Source organism: Streptomyces sp. NPDC050738 (assembly GCF_040654175.1).
In the GTDB taxonomy this organism is placed as follows: Bacteria; Actinomycetota; Actinomycetes; order Streptomycetales; family Streptomycetaceae; genus Streptomyces.
This window is the reverse complement of record NZ_JBFAHN010000008.1, coordinates 347421-364220: the sequence shown is the minus strand read 5'-3', so window position 1 is coordinate 364220 and position 16800 is coordinate 347421. Positions and strand designations below refer to the sequence as shown.

12 protein-coding genes are annotated in these 16800 nt (G+C 68.5%); 8 read left to right on the top strand and 4 right to left on the bottom strand.

All coding sequences use genetic code 11. From position 1 onward, the window contains the following. Nucleotides 1-429 precede the first annotated feature (429 nt). The 5 genes from AB0H78_RS22935 to AB0H78_RS22915 all read left to right on the top strand — a co-directional run bounded on the left by AB0H78_RS22935 (nt 430) and on the right by AB0H78_RS22915 (nt 11217). The gene (locus tag AB0H78_RS22935) at nt 430-2589 is read left to right on the top strand and encodes an SUKH-4 family immunity protein (RefSeq protein ID WP_363236365.1); all 2160 of its coding nucleotides are present in this window, start codon (nt 430-432) and stop codon (nt 2587-2589) included. A gap of 48 nt (nt 2590-2637) precedes the next feature. Then, a complete protein-coding gene (locus AB0H78_RS22930; RefSeq protein WP_363236364.1) occupies nt 2638-4740 on the top strand; it encodes an SUKH-4 family immunity protein in 2103 nt (700 codons plus the stop codon). A gap of 713 nt (nt 4741-5453) precedes the next feature. Continuing rightward, nucleotides 5454-6959 (top strand): SUKH-4 family immunity protein, encoded by a 1506-nt coding sequence (locus AB0H78_RS22925; RefSeq protein WP_363236363.1) that lies wholly within the window; start codon nt 5454-5456, stop codon nt 6957-6959. A 227-nt stretch (nt 6960-7186) separates the two neighbouring features. After that, a complete protein-coding gene (locus tag AB0H78_RS22920) occupies nt 7187-9187 on the top strand; it encodes an SUKH-4 family immunity protein (protein WP_363236362.1) in 2001 nt (666 codons plus the stop codon). Between the two features lie 464 nt (nt 9188-9651). Beyond that, nucleotides 9652-11217, top strand: coding sequence for an SUKH-4 family immunity protein (locus AB0H78_RS22915; RefSeq protein WP_363236361.1), 1566 nt, complete (start codon nt 9652-9654; stop codon nt 11215-11217). Between the two features lie 90 nt (nt 11218-11307). Here the strand turns inward: AB0H78_RS22915 and AB0H78_RS22910 are convergent, their stop codons facing one another. Beyond that, nucleotides 11308-11955, bottom strand: a complete 648-nt coding sequence (locus AB0H78_RS22910) for an SUMF1/EgtB/PvdO family nonheme iron enzyme (protein ID WP_363236360.1) — start codon at nt 11953-11955, stop codon at nt 11308-11310. A 135-nt stretch (nt 11956-12090) separates the two neighbouring features. On the opposite strand from AB0H78_RS22910, the gene AB0H78_RS22905 reads away from it, so the two are divergent. Then, entirely contained in the window at nt 12091-12540 is a 450-nt protein-coding gene (locus AB0H78_RS22905) for a GNAT family N-acetyltransferase (protein WP_363236359.1), read from the top strand. Here the strand turns inward: AB0H78_RS22905 and AB0H78_RS22900 are convergent. Genes AB0H78_RS22900 through AB0H78_RS22890 form a run of 3 tightly spaced genes read right to left on the bottom strand, consistent with a single transcriptional unit; the run spans nt 12518 to nt 14426 of the window. Continuing rightward, nucleotides 12518-13090, bottom strand: coding sequence for a GNAT family N-acetyltransferase (locus AB0H78_RS22900; protein ID WP_363236358.1), 573 nt, complete (start codon nt 13088-13090; stop codon nt 12518-12520). The two genes, AB0H78_RS22905 and AB0H78_RS22900, sit on opposite strands and share 23 nt — an antisense overlap. 41 nt (nt 13091-13131) lie before the next feature. Beyond that, nucleotides 13132-13494: a hypothetical protein gene (locus AB0H78_RS22895; protein WP_363236357.1), complete on the bottom strand. Its 363-nt coding sequence runs from the start codon at nt 13492-13494 to the stop codon at nt 13132-13134. 44 nt (nt 13495-13538) lie between these two features. Beyond that, nucleotides 13539-14426: an RNA polymerase sigma-70 factor gene (locus tag AB0H78_RS22890; RefSeq protein ID WP_363236356.1), complete on the bottom strand. Its 888-nt coding sequence runs from the start codon at nt 14424-14426 to the stop codon at nt 13539-13541. A gap of 183 nt (nt 14427-14609) precedes the next feature. On the opposite strand from AB0H78_RS22890, the gene AB0H78_RS22885 reads away from it, so the two are divergent. Beyond that, entirely contained in the window at nt 14610-15092 is a 483-nt protein-coding gene (locus AB0H78_RS22885; RefSeq protein ID WP_363236355.1) for a carboxymuconolactone decarboxylase family protein, read from the top strand. A gap of 48 nt (nt 15093-15140) precedes the next feature. Beyond that, nucleotides 15141-16703: an alcohol dehydrogenase catalytic domain-containing protein gene (locus AB0H78_RS22880; RefSeq protein WP_363236354.1), complete on the top strand. Its 1563-nt coding sequence runs from the start codon at nt 15141-15143 to the stop codon at nt 16701-16703. Nucleotides 16704-16800 lie beyond the last annotated feature (97 nt).

The window sequence follows — 16800 nt, the reverse complement described above, 5'->3', positions numbered from 1 at the left end:
TACGCTCCCGGAGCCGTACACGAATCCATATACGCGCGCCGCTGTCTGGGAATGTCCCGCGCCGTCGCGGCTGGAGGAGAACACGGTCGACCTTCACAAGGACGGGCTTCGGGAGGTCGAATGGCCGGCGGACGGGGGGTGAACCCGGGAGCGAAGGTCCGTTCTTTCTGCTGGGCGAGTGGACCTGTGGCGCATTTATGATCGACGGCGGCACGGACGCAGTTCTCCACGACTACAGCACCGGGTACTCCTCCATCGAACTGGCCGGCAGCTTGGGGCAGTTCTGCACGCTGATCCGCTTGTACCATGAGTTCCTGATCAGCGACTTCGCCACGGAACACGAACGCACAGATGCCCGGAGCAGGTACTCGACGGCGAACTCACGAGGCCTTCCGCGTGCGAGCTGCACAGCCAACTTAGTGATGTGAGATGTTGATGCCCCTGTCCTCTCCCCCGGAGGAGATCTCCTCCGACCTTGCTCTGAACCGTACTCTGCGGTGGATCGACCGGCCGCGGGAAGACAGCGCGTGGCTATGGATCGGCGGCAAAGCCCGGTCCGGAAAATCTGAACTACTGCGAGAGGTCGCCACTCATAAGCCTGATGCAATCATTCTGGACTGCGCAGGCATCAACAGCGAGGAAATTGCCCGGAAGCTGGCAAATGATCTGGGTGTCGAGTCCCCCGAGTCGTACGATCGAAATTTTGCTCAGGCCGCCGCTAAGATCACAGGTGACCCTGTCGTCCTCCTGGCGAATACCCAGTGGTCCGGGACTCTACGCAATTCGTTCGAACCGCAGCGGGTCCTGCATCAGCTCGTAAGACAACTCACCACACGCTTGAAGCGGCGCGTGAAGATGCGCCTCATCATCGAGGTGGAGAATTCAGCAGGAATGGTTGCCGAGCTCCGCGGACGTGACCTCACACTCCGTGGAGATTCCACTGCACCTGCGGATACGAACGACGTTCGGAGTTCACCGGACGTGGCCACTCTCCAAGCCCTGGCGCTGGCGCCAACCCGGTCCGTACCCCTTCACGCATGGCCATATCTCTGTTCCGCCATGGGTCTTGACGTCTCCGAGTCGCATCTGGAAGCGCTGGCCTCGGACAATGCGAGCGACGTCACCCTCCGTGTCGATACCGATCCGATCGGGCCGTGCGCCACCTTTGGCAGCGACGCGGCGGCTGCCTTCTGGCGTGCATCGGTGTCGCGAAGTCAGGCCGACAGGTTCCACACGCGGGCGCTTGCTCTCTTGTGCGCCGATGAACTCGACGCCGCCTTGTCCTGGTACGCACAGCACGCCACGGCCGGCCACGCGGTGGCAGCTGGCCGGTTCGAGGCCTTGCTCGGCGATATGAAGACGGTGGCCCGCATCACCGCGCCTTCTCTCTTCGAAGCCCTCGAAGTCGAATACGCCCAGAAGAAGGTCCCTCAGGGGACCCTTGCCGCCAACCTTCACCACCTCGCCGAACGCGGGGTCTGGCCGTCCTCGCACGGCGAGTGGCTGTCACTGCTTCACCAGAGTCTGATGTACCGCAGCGCATCGGGCCAAGACTTGGCGGCACGCCTGGCTGGCACGCCGGAGGCCGCTTCCATGCCTTGGCGCACCTTGTGGAGTGTCGGTACCGGGCCCGACCTCCTCAGCACCGACCGTCTGGTCGTACGACCCCCTGTCCGCGAACTCACCATCGTTCGAACGGACGCCGGCAATGTGGCGGTCGCCCACCGGGAGGAGGGCCCGGCCCACGCCTGGGTCATGGCCTCTGGGACACCGCTCCTCCCTCCTGCCGACGCCGAACTCGTGCCGGACGCCATCGTCGCGGATCAGGGCCTCAAGGGCTGGCGGCCTCCAGGCGTTGCCGAGGGATACGTCGACATGCCCCGTATGCCTCGGCACGTCACGCGCAGTGCGCGCGCGGGAGAGCTCGCGGTACTGGCATCCGAAGACGGGGTGTCCGCTGTCGAAATCAATCCCCAGCTGTCGCACTCCCTGCCATCAGGTGTCTTGAAGAGGCTGCTGCGTACGAACACCCGGATGGGCCGGGCGGCCGTGCCGGCCGAAGCTGCCCGCCCCACAACGCGATGGCTCGAAGCCGTGTGGGGGCAGGACGTCATCAGGCGCATCGCTCCGCATGCGCTGCCGGCAGGAATCTCGGATCCGGAGACTCGCCGATTCCTCTCCGAAATCGGATTCCCCTGCGTGAGAGGCTTCCTGGAGCTCGACACGAGCACGTGGACAGGAGCCGACTGGCACCCTGTCGACTGGCCTGCGGAGCGTACTGATCCGCTTCCGGGTTCAGGCCCCTACTTCTCTCTCGGGAAGTGGCAGTGGGCAGAGCTTCTCCTCGACGGCAGTACAGGCTTTGTCGTGCATGACAACTCCTCCGAACTCGGCGACGGGTTGGCCGCGAGCTCCCTGCAGCAGTTCGTCGTCATGGCCCGGCTCTACTACTGGTGGTACGCATCGGACTGGTATGTGGACGTGATGAGCGACCTCCGGTCATGGCTCGCAGAGATTGACCTCACCGCATACGAAGGGCACTGCTGGCAACGCGTCTTCGACGACTACAACTTCGAAGACCGGGTGTAGCCGGTGACGGAAGTGAGCGCTTCATTGGAAGAGACTCCGCGTGCGCGCGTGGTGGAGCACGTACTCAGCCGCTGGCAGGAACGAGAACCGGGCAAGGGGTGGATGATCGAGGTCACCGGGCCCGGTCGGTCCGGCAGGACGAGCGTTCTGTCCGAGGTCGGTGAGCACGTCCCTGGTCATCTCGCCCTCGACGCGACGGGCAAGTCGGCCGAGCAGCTCATCGAGGAGACCTACGAACACTTCGGTCTCGACCCCGACGTCCGACACCCCAAGGGATGGATCGGCCATCTCCTGACCGCAGTTCCATCCGACCGACGCCGAACTCTCGCGCTCGTCCACAACTGCCACCGGGCCGGCTCGACCCGGAGTTCCGTCCAGGGCGGACATGTGGTCGATCACGTCGTGGGGGGCCTCTCCCGAGCAGGTCTGTGCGTGCTCGTCGAATCGATGCCGCCAAGCGGGCGGTCCGTCTTCGGGCGTACGACCTTCCGGCTCCCCGCGCCTGCCCCCGTCCCGGCACCGACGGATCGGGACGTACCGGCCGCGATACGGGCACTCGCCCTCGCCGAGTTCCGTGAGGTTCCCGTACAGGCCTGGGCGATGCTCGCAGAGGGCACGGGTGCGGCGGACACGAGCGAAGCGACGCTGATGCGCCTTGTCGACGCGTACGGCGACCGACTCGTCAGCGGCCCGAGCGGGATCGCCTTTCGTGAGGAGAGCTTCGCCGAGGCGCTGCGTTCCGCCACCGACCCCGAAACCATGACGCGGGTCAATCGACATGTGGCGGCCGGACTGCGGGCCCGGGCCGACGCGTTCCGCCACGCTCAAGGGTGGGCGGCGAGCGGCCCGTTGGGGCGCTACGCGGCGCACTCTCTCGCCATGCACTGTGCACAAGGCGGGACCTTCGGCGATCTCCTCGGCGACGGCGCGAGTCTGGCGAACATCGGTCAGCGCGAACTGCTGGATGCCGCCTGCCTCGCCCAACAAGGCTCTGTGGGCACGGACACCGCCGCCGCCGACGCGTACTTCCTCTGGGACTGCGGCCTCGAACCCGGCGACCAGCCGCAATGGGCAGCCTGGCTCCATCTGACGCACACCGCCCGCGGCAACACCGGCGCAGTGCACGGCATCGAGAATTCCGGTATCGACCTGCCCTGGCGCACACGGTGGGCGCGTTGGCGACCGCCGGGAACAGTCTTCTCCCGCCTGGCCGAACCAGGAAATACGGACACACTCTTCGCTGTACGACACCAGGACCGGCCCGCCCTGCTGAGCACCGGCAGAGGGGACCGCCGCACGGCACACATCTGGCACAGCGGAACAGGCGAGCTGTTGGCCGGTCCTTGGCAGGGAGCCATCCCCGACGACGTCTCGCCCCACCTTGCATGGCCGGTCGACGCGGAAGGCAACCGGCTTTCGCGAGATCGCGTGGAGTCGTCCCGCCCGCCCGCGGAAGGAACCGCTCTGTTTCCCGCCGCGCTCGCAGCGGACGACTTCACGGCTCTGGCCGGGCCGGGAGGCCTCGTCGCCGTCGACCGCATCGCACGCACCGGCCCGGCGACCCTCGACGGACACAGTCTGATCGGCCCCTTCGGCCGTGTGCGATCCCGTACGACCGGCCCCGTGGCTCTCGCCGAGTACAGCGAACTGCGCGACCATTTCGGCGACAACGTACTTCAGCGGCTGCCCGACAGCGCGCTCCCCGACGGACTGACCCACCAGGCGACCCGCACGACTTTGACCGCGACCGGGCTGCCCCACATTGACCGCTTCGGCTTCAGGCTGGCCGCACTGCACGAAGGAATCGAAGAGATCCGGTGGCCGGAGGACCCCGAACTCCCCGACTACGCCATCGGCTCCTACAAGAGCGCACAGCTCATCATCGACGGCCAGGACGGCAGAGTTCTCGCCCTCGCACCCGACGACGAGGACGGCGAACCGGTCGCTTCCAGCCTGGCGCACTTCGTCACCATGCTCCTCTGTCTCCACCGCGGAGTCCGTCTCCTGGCGACACACTCGAGCGACCAGGACGCCCACCTCCTGCGTGTGCGCACTGACGACCTCCTCGCCGCCGTCGACCAGAAGGGCGCACAATACGACGGCTGGACACACGATCTGTACGGTTCGAGCACCGGCTACGACTACACGTGACCCGCGGTCCTCCGCAGAGGGCTCCTGGAGGTACGACCTTGGCCGGCGCCCACCCGATTCGCACGGCCGTGGTTCCGGACGACGCGACGGGCGCACTCCTTGCCTTGAGGAACGATTGCCTCGGACATGTATGCCGCAAACGGCCAGAGGTCGCCACACCTTCCACACCTTGAGGAGCAGGGCACATGTACATCGACTGCCGTGGGCAGACAGCCCGAAGCCTCATGGACGAGGTGCTCCGGCGCGTATCGGAAGCCGGCGAACGGCCGACTGAGATCCATCTGGAACAGGTCCAGTGGGCGGGACTTGTGCTGACCTCGTCCGAGCCTCAGCGCATCGCGGCGTCCGTGTGCCACCAACTGACGTGGGACCTGGGCATCTCTGTGAAGGCGACCGCCGAGGAGGCCGTCGCATCGCTGCCCCCAGGACTTGATGTGGGCGCACTCCCCGAGCACGTGGTGGCAGCCGCACGTACTGCCGTCGCCGGTATGGAACCACGCCGGCTGCCCATGACGGTGTGGAGGGCGCTCACCCACGCGTTGAGCGGGACCGACCTTCCGATCGCGGATCTTCGTGCAGTGGCACGGGCGTGGCCCGGAGCTCTGGTTCTGCAACCCGACGATGCTCGCGCGCAGTACGTCAGCTTCACGGATGACGCCATGCACCACGCGGCTCGCCGTGTCTTCCCTCTCTCGCGTTCCGGGCAGGGTGCTGTGGCCCGGGCGCTGCTCGGTCTGCTGGAGGCCGGGCCTGAGCGCGACGACGCGACGGACGCGTACATCGCCTGGGCTCTCCCCCTCCACGCCGCCCTCGCCGGTGAGTTGACGGCCCTGCTCGGTGATGCCCGCTTCCTGGCACGAGTCCACTGGTACGCCATGTGGCAGGCGTTGGCCCTCGCATACCCCGATGGTGTTCCGCCTGACGGTATCGCCGCGGACATTCACTACCTGCATGCTCAGGGAGTTGAACCCGGCTCGCAGGGCGAGTGGGTGGCGTGGCTGCATCATGCGGCGGTCAGCCGCGGCGACACGACGCTTGCCGACGCCCTCGTCGAATTCGCTGTTCCTCTTCCATGGCGAACGGTGTGGTCGCGCTGGCGGCTCCCAGGACGCAGCGGAGCGTCGGCGCAGGACCCGGGGCGGGTGGAGAAATTGCGCGCTGCCTCGTACGACGACGCCTGGGCGCTCAGCGACTGGCGCGAACTCGAAATGCGTGGCCCCAACAACCTCACCGTGTACGAGCGGCGCATGTGGGACGCCTGGACGGGCGAGCTCTTGACCGGTCCGACCCGGATCGAACAGAACTGGCCCGACCGGCCGCGCGGAGAGCCGTTTCCCGGTGTCGAGTACGCGAAGAAGCCCGGGGACGCCTGGCGCTTCGACCACGAGCAGAGCGCCGGCGTGCCCCGGATGCCCAACGCGGTATCCGAGGCCGTTCGGCTGGGAGACGCCGGCAAGGAAGGGGCGCTGTGGGCTTTCGCCGGCACGGGCGGGCTCTTCGCCGCGGTGGTGGACGAGGCCGCCGTGGCAGCTCACCCCGCAGAGCCCTGGCCCACACTCTTCATCCCTGGACCCATTTCCCACAGCGCGCCCTGGGCACTTCCCTGGCCGATCCCCAGCGCCCAGAACCTGTCCCGCACCTGGCTGGAGAACAAGGACCGTTTCAGGGCCGATGCCTGTCGGCCGATCCCCGTGGCACAACTACCTGTCGAGCTGCGGCACGAGGAGACACGACGGTTCCTGACCGAGACCGGCTGGCCCGTGGCGCGGGGTATCAGTGGTCTGTACTCACCTGATCTGTCAGTCAGCGGTCTGACTCCCGTCGAGGGCAGCACCCTGCTGTCGGGGCTCGGTCAGGTGGGCTCGCGGCAACTGTGGCTCGACGGATCCCAAGGGCATGTGCTGATGACCTGCCACTCCGCATCGGGTCCCGAACGCCACCTCGCGGGCAGCAGCATCAGCCAGTTCCTGATCCTGCTCGCCCTCCACCACACAGCCCTCTGCACTCCCCTCACCGCCGGCGACGCAGAGATGTACGACCTTGGCGAAAGCCTCCCGGAATGGTTTCGCGCCGTGGACCCAGCCGCAGCCGAATCCCCCGTCTGGGAGGGAGAGTCCGACAACTTCGAAGCCTTGCTCGACGATTACGAACTCGTACTGTCCGAGCTTGACGAAGTTCGAGACGGCAACGACGGGCCTTCTTGCCCGAACGCCAAGTGAATCCCGGTCCACCGCAGAGGGCTCCTGGAGGTACGACCTTGGCCGGCATCCACCCGAATCTCACGGCCGTGGTTCCGGACGATGCGACGGGCGGACTCCTTGAGTGGTGGCGTACGGAGCGCCCGGCGGGGACATGGGTCCACCTCCTCGACGGGCCTTCGGGCGCAGACGCCCTGCCCGTACTGCAGAACCTGCATGCGCAGGTGGAGGGCAGTGTTCTGCTCGATGTGAGCGGGCTGACGGCCGAGGAAGTCGTCTGGCGTGTCACGGAGTTGCTGGGCGTCGATTCCGAGGACCGTGAAAATGGCGGATGGGAGCAGAGAGTCCGGTGGCTGTCCGCGCGCCGACTGGTCCTCCTCGCCCATGTTCACCGGATGGGACGGACCAGGCGCTCGTGCGAAGCGGAGCGTCTGCTGAGCAGCATGCTGCGGTTCGTGTGCTCAGCGAAGGGGATGCGCGTCGTAGCGCATGTCGCGGCCCCCGGTCTGCTGAAAGGGACGGACAAGGGTTTCGCCCTGAACGCCGGCCCTGTGCCGGACCACCGACCGTGGCCGGAGCCTGTGCGCGCTCTCGCCCTCGCCGAACCGCACGTCGTACCCCTGCCTGTCTGGGCAGAGTTGACCGTGGCCCTGGGCGCTGAGGGCTGGGACGAGTGGTCCCTTGCAGCCTTCACCGAGGAGGCCCCCGAGTGGTTCGACATCAGCGAGGACGGCGTCGCCTTCGTCGACGAAGCGCTGGCGGAAGCGATCCGGCAGGAGATGCCTCCGAGCGCCCTGGCGCAGGCCAACCGGCACATGGCCACCTGGCTGCGCGCTCACGCACCCCAGTTGCGTCACCCCGAGGGGTGGCAGGCGGCCGGTCCTCTGGGGGCGTACGCCGCGAAAGGACTGGCCATGCACGCCGTGCAGGGCGCCCATGAGAATTCCGACGCGTCCACCCTGTTCGACGGTGTCGTCGCGGACGGGGGTCTCGCGGCCAACATTCCCCAGACCCAGCTGATGGATGCCGCCTACTGCGCCCACCAAGGCTCGGTTGGCGGCAATACGGCAGCCGCCGACGCGATGTACCTGTGGCTGTACGACGTGGCGCCCTCCACGCAGGGCGAGTGGGCGTCCTGGCTGCATCTGATGGCGTTCGCCCGCGGAAACCACGCATTTGCCGCCGCGGTGGAACAGTCCGGGGTCCGGCTGCCGTGGACCGCCCGGTGGACCAATTGGCGGCCGCCGGGCGGTCACCACATCGGCTTCCTCAAGGCGGGCACGGTCGACGCTCTCGTGGAGGTCCGCTGGCAGGATCGGATGGCGGTCGCCTCGCTGGGCGGGCCGCACCATGCCGATGTGACGGTGTGGGACCCGGCGACGGGTGACCTGATCGCAGGCCCGTGGCGGGGCGGAAAAGGGATTCCTGACGAGCATCGCCACAAGCTGAGTTGGCCTGATTCGGTCGACGGGGGCCCGGCAAGCGCCCGGGAGATCTGGGATCGTCTTCCGGACACCGAGGGCGCCGAGGACGCCGCGTTTCGGCTCTTGGACGGGTCGATGCTGCCCATCGGGGATCTCTTGCTGATCGGCGGACCCGGAGGAGTGCTCGCCGTGTCCTGTGCCGAAGGCACCACATCACTCGAGCCGCCGCGCGGTCGTCCCTCGATCCCGTACGCCTCGGCCGGCCCCACGACGCCTGTCGGCGCGTCAACACAGCCAGGGCCGGAGGATCTGCGGACTCTGTTCGGCGCCGAGGTGTTCCATACAGTCGATCCGAAGGAACTGCCCGACGGGCTCACCCACGGAGAGACCCGCAGGCTCCTCGTGGAGCTCGGAGTGCCGGAGTTCGCCGAGAGCGGTCTGTCCCTCGAGCCGAACTGGGACTGGTTCCTTCGTAGTCTCTCCTGGACGGAGGGCGTTGAGCGTCCGGCTACGGATGGGCCGTTCTTCTGCCTCGGCAGGTGGACGGGCGGGGTGCTTGTCATCGACGGAGTCACCGGACACATTCTGCGTATGCCGTTCGATCCTGCGGAAAGCGATCTGGACGGGGTTCTGCTGGCATCGGCGCCATCGGCTTTCTACGGCATGATCGGCCTATGGATCACCGGAGTGCGAACCCACAGCTCCGTCACGGAAGATGAGGAGAAGTTCCTCTTGCGCGATCATGTGGCAGTCGCGCTGCGCGCCGTCGATGAGTCCGGCTCCGAGGCGGGCATCTGGTCGTTCGTCTTCGGCCTTGACGAGTGAAACGGGTTGCCCGACCGCCGAAGCACGGACGAGTTGAGGACCTGGTGAGTGCTACACCCGACGCAGCCCTTGCCCGTATCGACACATGGCTCAGCGAGCCTCATCGTCTCTACGAGACCTTCGCGGTCCGTGGTGCCGCCGGGGCAGGGAAGACCCGCCTGCTGCATCGGGTGGCGCAGCGTTTGCCGCAAGCCGTAGCGCTGGATTGCCAGGGCCTGACAGCAGATGACGTTGCACGCCGCCTGCTGGGTGCATGGGGCGTGCCGGCCCGGTCGGATTCACTTGCCCGCGATGCGCGGGGCATCCGGGGGCGCGGCGTCGCTCTGCTCGCCAATGTCCAGTGGGCGGGACCCCTCGTCACATCGAACGAAGCGGACCGCGTCACACGGGCAGTCCGGACCCTCAAGGTGTCGGCGCCTGGCGATGTCCGGTTCGTCGTCGAGCGGTCCGCTGAGAAGCCGTGGGTGCTTGCGCCTGCCAAGAACGAGGTTGTCCTGGCGGACCCCACCCCTCGCGACGATCTGTCAGCCGAGGTGCTGGATGCCTGCCCGCCACTGTCCGTCCTGGCCGCGGCCGAACTCCGGGGCGTGGCGGTGGAGGTCTGGTCCGGACTCTGCACAGCGCTGGGGCACGACGTTCCGGTGGAGGAGCTGCGGGAGCTGGTCGAAGCCCTGCCGGAAGTACTTCGTGAGGGCGACGGCCGTGAGGTCGGCTTCCGTACCGAGTCGCTGCGCCATCGCATCCGGCAACTGCGGCCGGTGGACCAGGAGCAGCTGACCGCGTACCTCTCACGCCAGGTGCGCGGGCCGGGGCTCCCGGACGTTCCGCTCACGCGTTATGCGGCACGGACCTTGGCCGTCCATGCGGCACATGCGGGCGGGTTGCAGGGTGTGTTGAGCGACGGCTCTGTGGTGGCGCGCCTGGACGCCTACGGATTGCTGCAGGGGATCGCGGCATTCTGGCCCGGCGGGGTGCCGCAGGGCGGTCTGGTCACGGATGCCCACTACCTCGGGCAGTTGGGGCTGGCCGGAGCCCCCCACGGGGAGTGGATCGCCTGGCTCCACCACGCCGCGGTCGGCAGAGGCGATGACGTACTGGCGGACGCCATGGTCGCGGCGGATGTGGGGATGCCGTGGCAGACGGTCTGGTCACGGTGCCGTCCGTACGGAACCTTCGGCCGCTTCCAGGAGCCGTCCGCCGGAGCGGCCCCCTGGCCTGTACGCGAAGTCGGCCCTCCGGTGCGGCACATGCTCGGGCCGCATCGCCCCTTCCGGTCCTCACCCCTGGAGCCCCTGGAGCCCCTGGAGCCCCTGGAGCCCCTGGTGAGAGAAGGGGATTGGCAGATCGCAGGGCCCACGGGGCTGTTCGGCGTCCACGTCAGCGCGGTGCCGGGCGTCCAGCCCAACTTGCCTGCGCTCCCGGAGCCGTACGCGGGTCCCTATACGCGTGTCGCTGTCTGGGAATGTCCCGCGCCGGCGCTTGCCACGGGCGGCCCCGCGCCGGAGTGGCTGGAGGATGGTTTCGGGGATGGCACCTGCCGCGTACTGCCACCGGATCAGATGCCCCCGGGGGTCACCGATCCCGGTGCACGCCGCTTTCTCACCTCCGTCGGGCTGCCCGCGCTGTCGCGGCATCTGCCCTTCATGCACACAGTCGACCTGCACAAGGACGGGCTTCGGGAGGTCGAATGGCCGGCGGACGTGGATGAACCCGGGAGTGAAGGCCCGTACTTTCTGCTGGGTGAGTGGACCGGTGGCGCCATTCTGCTCGACGGCGGTACGGGTGCAGTTCTCCAGGACCACAGCACCGGTTACTCGTCCATCCAACTGGCCGACAGCCTGGGGCGGTTCTGCACGCTGATCCGCTTGTACCATGAGTTCCTGATCAGCGACTTCGCCACGGAACATGAACGCACGGACGCCCGGAACAGTCTGCGGGAGTGGGCGGAAACCGTCGACGCCACCACAGCTGACGGCGATCACTGGGAGCAGGTACTCGACGGCGATCTGGACACCTGGGGCGACGCATAACAGGGGTCCTGGTCCACCGCGGTGCTCGCCCGGACACCCGGGCGGCAGCCGAATCCCCCGTCCGGGAAGGTGAGTCCGACAGGCCGAGGGTCAAGCGAGGCACCGCGCCACGCGGAAGCCCACATCGTCGACCCGGAAGGTCGGATGGCTCCGGCGCCGCACGGAGGCCCTGCAGCTCCAGTGCTCGTCGAACCAGCCGCCGCCTCGGAGCACCCGGTAGGAGCCGTAGACCTCGGCGTCGTAGACGTCCCAGCACCATTCCCAGACATTGCCGAGCATGTCGTGAAGACCCCACGGGTTGGGGAGCTTGCCGCCCACGGAGTGGGGGCGCTCGGCGGAGTTCTCGCGATACCAGGCGATCTCGTCGAGCTCCCCGTAACGCGGTCCCGTCGTGCCGGCCCGGCAGGCGTGTTCCCACTCGGCTTCGGTCGGCAGTCGGTACCCGTCGGCGGCGACGTCCCACTCGATGTCCTCGTCCTCGGGGCCCAGGTCGTACGCAGGCGTGAAGCCTTCGCTGTGCGACAAGGCGTTGCAGAATCGCACCGCGTCCCACCACGAGACGCCCTCGACAGGCGACCGGTCGCCCTTGGACGCACTCGGCCGACGGTTTGTGGTCTGCGCGTACAACTCCTGCGTGACCGGGAAAGCCGCCAGCTGGTAAGGCGGGAGCTCGACCGACCAACTGCGCTGTGTGCGCCGGTCCGACAGAGTCACCTGTCCCGGCGGGATCGCGATCATCTCGCTGCTTCGCCGGCGAGCAGTCGCCCGCGGTCCGTGCGTATCGGCGTTCATGTCCCTCACAACGCGCGCAAGATCCGCCGCAGTTCCCCGCGTCGCGGTTGACGCGCCCGGGCGCGTGCGGTTCTCTGCAGCGTGACCGATCTTCGTATTCAGCAGGCCGACACCGAGGCCAGGCTTCAGGACTGGCGTCATGTCCACAACGTGATCATCCCTACCGCTTCCTCCGTCCTCTCCCTGGACGAGGTCCGCGAGCGCGCCGGGCGGAATCAGCTGGCCGTCGCGTACCGCGGCGACGTGCTCGTCGGCTGCTCGACCGTGCGGCCGCCCACCGACGAGAACGGCTCCACCGCCACCGTCATCGCCCGCATCCTCCCCGAGCTGCGCGAACAGGGGCTGGGAGGGCAGCTTTACGCGCATGGCCTGGCGGCGGCGCGGAAGCTCGGTGCCAGGGTGATCGAGACGGTCGTCCTGGAGGCCAACCGGGAGGGTCTGCGGTTCGCACGCTCCCACGGCTTCGTCGAGATCGAGCGGTACGTACTGCCGGGCGACGACGTCGCCTTCATCGACCTGCGGCTGGCCTGAGTCCCACCTCCGCGGCGTCCGCCCACGCCATGCGGAGCTTCTTCGGTGTGCCGTCGAGGCGGGTGGGGTCGCCGCCCGGGGCTCCGACGAGCACCGGCTCTTCGGGGCAGGTGCCGCTGTGGGCGCGGTAGAAGTTCTGGGCGGTCGTGTTCTGCTCAAGTACCCAGAGGTACAAGGGCTTTGTGGTCGCCTCGGACACCGCCGCCTCCGCGGCCCGGGTCAGCAGCGCGCCACCCACCCCCGTACGGCGCCTGGCGTTGGCGACGTGCAGGTTGTCGACGAGGCTGCCCCACCGGGGGTCTTCGTCGAAGACGACATGTACGAAACCCGTCAGGCCGGGGGTGTTCTCGTCCTCGGCGAGGATCGTCGCCGAGGCTGCCGTCTCGGCCAGGCGCGATGCCCATACCGACAGCCGGTTGCCGAGGACGTCTCCGTCCAGGAAGGCGTCGGAGTACGCGCCCCTGTAGTGCCTCCGCCAGCTGTCCGCGTGCAAGCGGGCTATTCCCTCGGCGTCGTCGGGGCCCGCAGCGCGGAATCGCAGCGTCGACATGTGCTCTCCTCGTGGGTCGTTCGTCGGTCGTCCGTCGGGCGTCAAATACCGGGACCGTAGCCGGGGTTCGGCTGGTGGCGTGGAGTCCACCACTCCGTGAGACCCCACACCCCGAGCGCGAGCGCCACCGTCGCGAGGAGCGTCGCCGCCCAGGGGCGGTGCAGGAATCTCGCGGCCACCGCCCGGACGAACAGCGGGAGCAGTGCGCCGCCGAGCACGATCAACGGCAGATCGATGTAGAGCACACTCAGGTCCCGGGCTTCGCCCTCGAAACCGCCGTCGATGCTCTGCGCGGCCTGCGGCCCCCACGCGAGAGGCGCCACAGCCGCGCCGAGAGCGGCGAGAAGGCATCCGGTGCCGGTGAGGCGGTTCGGGGGCGGCGTGCCGCTGTCGTTCGTGCTCATGACCATGACGGACGCGTGCGCCCCCGCTTCGGTTGCGGGGCTGGTCAGCGGCTCACCACCGTCTCCGTCTCCACCCGCGACAGCTTCTCCGGGTTGCGGACCGCGTAGAGCCCGGTGATCAGGCCGTCGTCGATGCGTACCGCCAGTACCGTGTCGATCTCGCCGTCGCGCCGCAGGATCAGTGCCGGGTAGCCGTTGACCTGGGCCGGGCGCAGCGCCGCCGCGCTCCCGCGCAGGTTCCCGGCCACCAGCAGGGCTGCGACCGTGACGGCGCCGACGATGGGTACCAGCGCGGCCTGTACGGCACCGCCGCCGTCGCCCAGGAAGACGATGTCCGGGGCGAGGATGTCCAGCAGGCCCTGCATGTTGCCTGTCTCCACTGCCCGTTGGAAGGCTTGCAGGGCGTCCTTCGTCTCCGCAGCCGTCACCGACCCGCGCGGCCGGCGTGCCGCCACGTGCGCCCTCGCCCTGTGGGCGATCTGGCGGACCGCTGCCTGGCTCTTGTCGACGGCCTCGGCGATCTCGTCGTACTCCACGCCGAAGACCTCGCGCAGCACGAACACGGCCCGCTCGGTCGGCGCGAGCGTCTCCAGGACCAGCAGCATCGCCATCGAGACGCTGTCGGCCAGCTCGACGTCATCGGCCACGTCGGGCGCCGTCAGCAGCGGCTCGGGGAGCCAGGGGCCGACGTAGGACTCCTTGCGGCGGCTGAGCTTGCGAAGGTGGTTCAGCGCCTGGCGGGTGGTGATCCTGACGAGGTACGCGCGCTGGTCGCGTACGACGGCGGGGTCGACGCCCACCCAGCGGAGCCAGGTCTCCTGCAGGACGTCCTCGGCGTCGGCGGCTGAGCCGAGCATCTCGTAGGCGACGGTGAAGAGCAGGTTGCGGTGGGCGACGAACGCCTCCGTGTTGTCCCTCGTCGGCTCGTCCATGTCCCGCTCCTGTCCACTCCGCTCTCGGTCGTGTCGCACAGAGGACACCTCTCGGCGCCGCCCTGTGACACTCGTGGCAGGTGGCGTACGTCACAACTCCCCGCCGTCACAAGGATCTTGTCGTCGGCATCTTGTGTTCGTCCAGTGCAGCCGCACGGCATTCACACGAGTGAGGACCACGTCATGGAACCCCGTTTCAACCTGCTCGACAGCCCCACCGCAGCGAAGATCGCCAAGCGCTTCTACGCCGCGAGCCTCGCCCTCGAACAGTCCACCCTCCCCCGGTCCCTGCGGGAACTCGTCCAGCTCCGCGCCAGCCAGATCAACGGCTGCGGGTTCTGCGTCGACGTCCACACCAAGGAGGGCGCGGCCGCCGGCGAGACCGCGCTCCGGCTCAACCTGGTCGCCGCCTGGCGCCACACCACCGTGTTCACCGAGGCCGAGCGCGCCGTCCTCGCGCTCACCGAGGAGGGCACCCGGCTCGCCGACGCGAACGAAGGAGTCTCCGACGAGACGTGGGCCGCGGTGCGCAAGCACTACGACGACGACCAGGTCGGTGCGCTCGTCTGGCTCGTGTCCATGATCAACGCGGCCAACCGGGTCGGCGTGATCCTCGACAACCAGGGTGGTTCGTACGAGCCCGGCATGTTCGCCGCGCTCGACTGATCACCTGGTGGGCTCGGGTGAGGTGTACTGGGCGGCATGATTCCCCGCGTGCAGACCGCCGTCCGGTTCACCGGCCCCGATCTCGTAACTCTCGTACGGGACAAGCCGGTTACGGCCCCGGGCGACCGCCAGATACTCGGCCGGGTGGAGTGCGTCGGGCTGTGCTTCTCCGATGTGAAGCTGCGCCACCAGTTCGACCGGCATGTACGCAAGGGGCCGGTCCTCCCTGACGACGCGCTCCGGTCCGTCCCGTCCTACGCACCCGGAAACCTGCCGACCGTGCCGGGCCACGAGGTCGTACTGCGGGTCGTCGCGGTCGGCTCCGGCGTGACCAGCGCGGTCGTCGGTGGCCGGTACGTCGTGCAGGCCAACTTCCGGGATCTCGCCACGGCCGACTCCACGGGCGCCTTCGGCTACAACTTCGAGGGCGGTCTGCAGCAGTACGTACTGCTCGACGAGCGGGTCACCATCGCGGCGGACGGCGAGAGCTACCTGCTGCCGGCCCCCGACGAGCCCTCCGCGAGCCGGCTGGCACTCGTCGAGCCGTGGGCGTGCGTGGAGAACGCGTACGCAGTCCGTGAGCGGCGTCAAATCAAGCCGGACGGAAGGGTATTGGTGGTCGGCGCGGGAGATCTGTCCGGGCTCGACCTGTCCGGGAGTACGGTCGTCGAGCCGGCCGGACTCGCCCCCCAGTCGGTCGACGACCTCCTCTACCACGGCGCCGACGCCACCGAACTGGAGCGCCTCCTGCCCCTCGTGGCCCCCGGCGGCCTGGTGCTGATCGCGACCGGCGGCGGCCTGTTCGGGCGGCCGGTCGACGTTCCCGTGGGCCGCGTCCACTACCAGAACCTCCGCATCGCGGCGACGACCACGGACGCCTTCGCCGACTGCCTGGACACCATCCCCGCAACCGGCGAACTCCGCGCGGGCGCCCACGTCAACGTCGTGGGAGCAGGCGGCCCCACGGGCGTCATGGCGATGGTCCGCGCCATCGTCACGTCCGAGCCCAAAGCCCTGGTCGAGGGCGCCGTACGCAACCCGCTGCGCGCCGAAGCGCTGCGCCGCCGCATCACGCGCCTCGCTGCCCAACACGACGTCGAGGTACGCCTCTTCGACCCGCGGACCGAGCGCCCGCGCGGCCCCGTCGACCACTGCTTCGTCATGGCGCCGGTCCCCGACCTGATCCGTACCGCGATCGACGACGCGGCCCCGCGCGGGATCATCAACATCTTCGCGGGCATCGCCACCGACGTTCCCTGCCCCATCGACTTGGACACGTACGCGGCGAAGCGCCTGTACTTCGTCGGTACGTCGGGCAGTGCGGTGGCGGACATGCGCGCCGTGCTCGCGAAGGTCGCCGACGGCCGGCTCGACACGAACCTGTCGGTGGGCGCGGTCAGCGGGATGGCCGGTGCGCTCGACGGGCTGGACGCGGTGCGCGACCGCACCGTCCCCGGCAAGGTCGTCGTCTACCCGGCACTCGACGGCCTGCCGCTGCTCACCCTCGGCGAACTGGTCGCCCGCCACCCGACCGTCGGCCCGCTGCTGCGCGACGGCTGCTGGACCGGAGCGGCCGAGGAGGAGCTGCTGCGCCTCGCCGCCGACCGGTGACGGATCAGCTCGTCTCCGCCGCCCCTGTGCGGTTCTCGTCGTCGACAGAGTGCAACATTTGTGGGGCCCCGGCGCATCAGAAGGATCGAGAGCAAGC

Coding starts and splice junctions, on each gene's coding strand:
- AB0H78_RS22935 (WP_363236365.1), top strand. CDS start 430: ATGTTGATGCCCCTGTCCTCTCCCCCGGAGGAGATCTCCTCCGACCTT.
- AB0H78_RS22910 (WP_363236360.1), bottom strand. CDS start 11,955: ATGATCGCGATCCCGCCGGGACAGGTGACTCTGTCGGACCGGCGCACA.
- AB0H78_RS22900 (WP_363236358.1), bottom strand. CDS start 13,090: ATGTCGACGCTGCGATTCCGCGCTGCGGGCCCCGACGACGCCGAGGGA.
- AB0H78_RS22895 (WP_363236357.1), bottom strand. CDS start 13,494: ATGAGCACGAACGACAGCGGCACGCCGCCCCCGAACCGCCTCACCGGC.
- AB0H78_RS22890 (WP_363236356.1), bottom strand. CDS start 14,426: ATGGACGAGCCGACGAGGGACAACACGGAGGCGTTCGTCGCCCACCGC.
- AB0H78_RS22885 (WP_363236355.1), top strand. CDS start 14,610: ATGGAACCCCGTTTCAACCTGCTCGACAGCCCCACCGCAGCGAAGATC.